Source organism: Bradyrhizobium sp. PRIMUS42 (assembly GCF_023006515.1).
Lineage (GTDB): Bacteria > Pseudomonadota > Alphaproteobacteria > Rhizobiales > Xanthobacteraceae > Bradyrhizobium.
In genome coordinates this window covers 1-5,023 of record NZ_JALBGZ010000483.1, presented here as the reverse complement: position 1 = coordinate 5,023, position 5,023 = coordinate 1, and the positions used below count along the sequence as shown (strand labels likewise).

The window sequence follows — 5,023 nt, the reverse complement described above, 5'->3', positions numbered from 1 at the left end:
CGCACCATGGCAGTGGGCGAGCCGACGGCCGAGATGCGCGACCGCTTCACCCGCGTGCTGCGCGGCCATATCGCGATCGCGCGCGCGATCTTCCCGGACGGCACCACGGGCGCGCAGCTCGATACGCTGGCACGGCAATATCTCTGGGCCGCCGGTGTCGATTTCGAGCATGGCACCGGTCACGGCGTCGGCAGCTATCTCTCGGTGCACGAAGGCCCGGCGCGGATCTCGAAGCTCGGGACCACGCCGCTGAAGCGCGGCATGATCCTCTCCAACGAGCCCGGCTATTACAAGACCGACGGCTTCGGCATCCGCATCGAGAATCTCGAGCTGGTCGTCGCCGCCGACATCAAGGGCGCCGAGAAGCCGATGAACGCGTTCGAGACGCTGACCCTGGCGCCGATCGACCGCCGACTCATCGATGCAGCGATGCTGAGCAAGGATGAGCTCGCCTGGCTCAATGCCTATCATGCGCGCGTTCGGGCCGAGGTGCGGCCGGCACTCGACGAGGCGACGAAGGCCTGGCTCGATCAAGCGACGGCGGACATGACGTAGCGCTGCGCATGGCTGCATCGTGTTGCGCGCAGCCCTCACCCCACACTCCGCTCCGTAGGGTGGGCAAAGCATCCGCCGCAGCTCGAAGAGCGCAGGCGGAGGCGTGCCCACCCTCTATTCCGACGCTGCAGCAGCAACGGTGGGCACGCCGCGCAAAGGGCGCGTCTTTGCCCACCCTACAGACCTCATCAGGTACTGCGTAGATCTTCGACCTCCGCACCCCCTCATCATAACCATCCCGGAATCCGTATAGCCGCATTCCGAAACGCCGATATCGGACCTGCGCTAGCCCGCTACAGTCCGATTTGAATTCGAAAGACGGACGTTTATGCACGGCATCATCAGCAAGCCGCCGGGAGCGGCAACCAATCTTGCGACCTCGCGCGTGGTGTTGCTGCTGCTCGTCGTCATGACCGGGGTCGCGCCGATCTCGCTCTACATCCTGGTTCCGGCGCTGCCGGTGCTGGCGACGACGTTCGGGCGCGACATCTCGATCGCGCAGATGACGGTGTCGCTCTACATGGTCGGCATCGCGCTGTCGCAGCTGATCATGGGGCCATTGTCGGACAAGTTCGGCCGGCGCCCGGTGCTGCTCGGGGGCCTCGCGCTGATGGTCGCGGCGAGCATCGCCTGCATCTTCGCCGAAACCCTGCCGCAACTGATCGCAGCGCGTTTCTTCCAGGCACTCGGCGGCGCCTCCGGCATGGTGGTGAGCCGCGCCATCATCCGCGACATCTACGAGCGCGACCGCGTCGCCTCCATGATCAGCCTCGTGGTCGCCGCCCTGATGATCGGCCAGATGGTTTCGCCGCTCACCGGTGGCCTGATCGAGACCGCGTTCGGCTGGCGCGCGATCTTCTACGCCATCACCGTCGCCGCGATCATTGTCGCCGTCGGCATTGCGCTGGCGCTGCCCGAAACGCGTCGCAGCCGGGCCGCCGGCAGCGGTTTCCGTGGCGACATAGGCATCCTGATTCGCAACCGCGCCTTCGTCGGCTATGTGATGTGCCAGGTGCTGGCCTCGCAGATCATCTTCACTTTCGCCGGCGGCGGCCCCTACATTGTCGTGACGCAGATGGGCCGGACCAGCGCCGAATACGGCGCCTGGTTTGCGACCTCGGGCTTTGCGTTTCTGGTCGGCAATCTGCTCTGCGTGCGCTTTGCGCCGCGGCACTCGCTGGCAAAGCTGATCTGGTTCGGGCTCGCGCTCCAGTTCGCCGGCAGCCTGTTGAACCTGCTGTGGAGTTTTACCGGCTGGAACGAAGCGCCCGCCTGGCTTTTCGGCACGCAGATGATCGTGATGGTGGGCAATGCCTTCGTGATGGCGAATTCCGCGGCCGGCGCGATCAGCATCCGACCGGAAGCGGCCGGCACCGCGTCGGGCGCCATGGGCTTTCTGCAGCAGGGGATCGGCGCGCTGATGTCGCAATTCGGCGCCTATCTCGGCGGCCATTCCGCAACGACGCTGCCGCTCACCGCTGCGGTGCTGGCGATCTCATTGCTCTGCGCCTGCACGATGTTCTTCGTCGTCCCACGCCGCGAAGTCGTGGTCAGCGAGGCGCTGATCGGGCGGGCGGAAGAAGAAGAGACAGGGATGATGTGAGGGGTGGCGCGCTCTTCCCCGTCATTGCGAGCGGAGCGAAGCAATCCAGAATCTCTCCGCAGCGGCAGTCTGGATTGCTTCGTCGCAAGGGCTCCTCGCAATGACGGGGCGAGACCTCACTCCCCGATCAGCTTCAGCCACTCGTCCTCGGTCAGCACCTTGACGCCGTGCTTGTTGGCCTCGGCGAGCTTCGAGCCGGCGCCCGGGCCGGCCACCACGAGATCGGTCTTCTTCGACACCGAGCCGGACACCTTGGCCCCTAACCGCTCAGCCGTCGCCTTGGCCTCGTCGCGCGTCATCTTCTCCAGCGATCCCGTGAACACCACGGTCTTGCCAGCGACGGCCGAGTTGCTCTTCGGCTTCTCGGCGTCGATGATCTCGACTTCGCTGGTCAGCCGCTCGACAATGCCGCGATTGTGGCTCTCGCCGAAATAATCAGCGATGCTCTTGATCACGGTGTCACCGATCTGGTCGAGCGCGTCCATGTCCGCCATCGCCTCCTCGTCGCCGTGAGCGACCTTCAGGCACGCGTCGTGGAAGGCGTCCCAGGAGCCGTAGCCGCGTGCCAGCGCCAGCGCCGTGGTTTCGCCGACATGGCGCATGCCGAGCGCATAGACGAAGCGCTCCAGCGCGATTCTGCGCCGGCTCTCGATGGCGCCGAACAGGTTGCGCACCGAGGTCGCGCCATAGCCCTCGATCTCCTCGAGCTTGAGCTTGGAATTGCGCTTCTCCAGCGTGAAGATCTCGGCGGGTTCCTTGACCCATCCTTCGTCGAAGAAATACTGAAGTTGCTTCTCCCCCAATCCGTCGATGTCGAAGGCGCGGCGTGACACGAACAGCTTGAGGTGCTCGATCTTCTGATAGGGGCAGGCGAACTCGCCGGTGCAGCGGGCGCGGGATTCCTCTTCGCCGGCGGCCGTCTCGCCGCGCACGACGTCGGTGTGCAGCGGGCACGGGCACTTCTTCGGGAAAGAGAACTCCTTGGCGCTCTTCGGCCGCTTGTCGAGGACGACGTCGACGATCTGCGGGATCACGTCGCCGGCGCGCTGGACCACGACGGTGTCGCCGATCCTGATGTCGCGCCCCTCGCGCAGCACCTCGCCCTTGTTGCCGATGCCCTTGATGTAGTCCTCGTTGTGCAACGTGACGTTCTGCACGATCACGCCGCCGACCCCGACCGGTTCGAGCTTGCCGACCGGCGTGAACGAGCCGGTGCGGCCGACCTGGATCTCGATGTCACGCAGCACCGTCATGGCGCGCTCGGCCGGGAATTTGTGCGCGATGCCCCAGCGCGGCGTGCGCGAGACGAAGCCGAGTCGCTCCTGCCAGTCGATGCGGTCAACCTTGTAGACCACGCCATCAATATCGTAGTCGAGCTCGGCGCGCTCTTCCTCGATGCTCTGGTGAAACGCGATCAGTTCCTCCACGGAGTGACACAGCTTGGTCAGCGGATTGGTCTTGAAGCCGCAGCGCTCGAACCAGCCGATCATGCCGCTCTGTGTCCCCTCGGGCATCGCACTCATCTCCCCCCAGGCATAGGCAAAGAAGCCGAGCGGACGCGAAGCGGTGATGGTCGGGTCCTTCTGCCGGAGCGAGCCCGCCGCCGAATTGCGTGGATTGGCGAAGATGGTATCGCCCGCCGCCTTCTGCCGCTCGTTGAGCGCGAGGAACGCCTTCTTGGTCATGTAGACCTCGCCGCGGACCTCGCAGATGTCGGGGACGCTGCGACCTTTCAGCTTCTGCGGCACGTCTTCGAGGGTACGGATGTTGGCGGTGACGTCCTCGCCCACCGCGCCGTCGCCGCGCGTCGCCGCAGTGACGAGTTCGCCGCCCTCATAGCGTAGCGACATCGAGAGGCCGTCGATCTTCGGCTCGGCGGAGAAATTGACCTTGTCGTCGTCGAGCTTCAGAAAGCGCACGATGCGGCCGACGAAGTCGCGCACGTCCTCTTCGGCAAAGGCATTGTCGAGCGACAGCATCGGAACGGAATGCCGGACCTTCTTGAAGCGGCCTGACGGCGCCGCGCCGACCTTCTGCGAGGGCGAGTCCGCCGTGACAAATTCCGGAAAGCGCTTCTCGATGGCGTTGAAGCGCTGGCGCAACGCGTCGTATTCGGCGTCGGTGAGGGTGGGCGCATCCTCCTGATAGTAGCGCTCGTTGTGCCCCTCGATCTCGAGCGACAGCCGCATGTGCTCGACCTTGGCCTGAGCCTTGGTGAGGTCGGCGACGTCGCGAAGTGGTTTCGATTTTGCTGCTCTTGCCATCATGCTTAAGGTTCTAGCTCGTCGTTCCGGGATGGTCCGAAGGACCAGACCCGGAACCTCGAGATTCCGGATTCGCACTTCGTGCGCCCCGGAATGACGGTTGGGGGAGAGACCAAGGCTTACTACGTCTATATCCTAGCAAGCCGACGCGACGGAGCAATCTATGTCGGCATCACCAATAACCTCGTGCGCCGCGTCTACGAGCATCGAATCAAAGGCGTGCCAGGCTTCACGGCCAAATACAACATCACGCAGCTCGTTTGGTTCGAAGTCTATGACGATCCGATCTCGGCAATCTCACGCGAGAAGGAGCTCAAGAAGTGGAAGCGGGACTGGAAAATCAAGCTGATCGAGAAAGACAATCCAAACTGGGATGATCTGTACGAGTCGATCTGCAATTGAGAGGGTCATTTCGGGATGGTCCGAAGGACCAGACCCGGAATCTCGAGATTCCGGGTTCGATGCTTCGCATCGCCCCGGAATGACGGTGAAAGCCTAAGCCGTGGCCGCCTTGAGCAGCCGTTCCGCCGCTGCCCTCGCCTCCGCCGTGATCTCGGCGCCGGCCAGCATGCGGGCGATTTCCTCGCGGCGGTGGTCGGCG

General features: G+C 64.3%; 4 protein-coding genes. 3 read left to right on the top strand and 1 reads right to left on the bottom strand.

What is annotated here, in order from left to right; genetic code table 11:
• Together MOV75_RS27195 and MOV75_RS27190 are read left to right on the top strand one after the other, a co-directional pair.
• Window positions 1–555, top strand: a 555-nt coding sequence (locus tag MOV75_RS27195) for a M24 family metallopeptidase (RefSeq protein WP_247006909.1), incomplete at its 5' end; no start/stop codon positions are given.
• Window positions 556–883: 328 nt separating this feature from the next.
• Window positions 884–2,158: a multidrug effflux MFS transporter gene (locus MOV75_RS27190; protein ID WP_246930517.1), complete on the top strand. Its 1,275-nt coding sequence runs from the start codon at window positions 884–886 to the stop codon at window positions 2,156–2,158.
• 116 nt (window positions 2,159–2,274) lie between these two features.
• Here MOV75_RS27190 and ligA read toward each other — a convergent pair whose 3' ends face one another.
• On the bottom strand, window positions 2,275–4,422 hold the full coding sequence (ligA, locus tag MOV75_RS27185; RefSeq protein WP_246930521.1) for an NAD-dependent DNA ligase LigA: 2,148 nt from the start codon (window positions 4,420–4,422) through the stop codon (window positions 2,275–2,277).
• A 93-nt stretch (window positions 4,423–4,515) separates the two neighbouring features.
• On the opposite strand from ligA, the gene MOV75_RS27180 reads away from it, so the two are divergent.
• Entirely contained in the window at window positions 4,516–4,824 is a 309-nt protein-coding gene (locus MOV75_RS27180; protein ID WP_246930515.1) for a GIY-YIG nuclease family protein, read from the top strand.
• The last annotated feature ends 199 nt before the right edge of the window (window positions 4,825–5,023 follow it).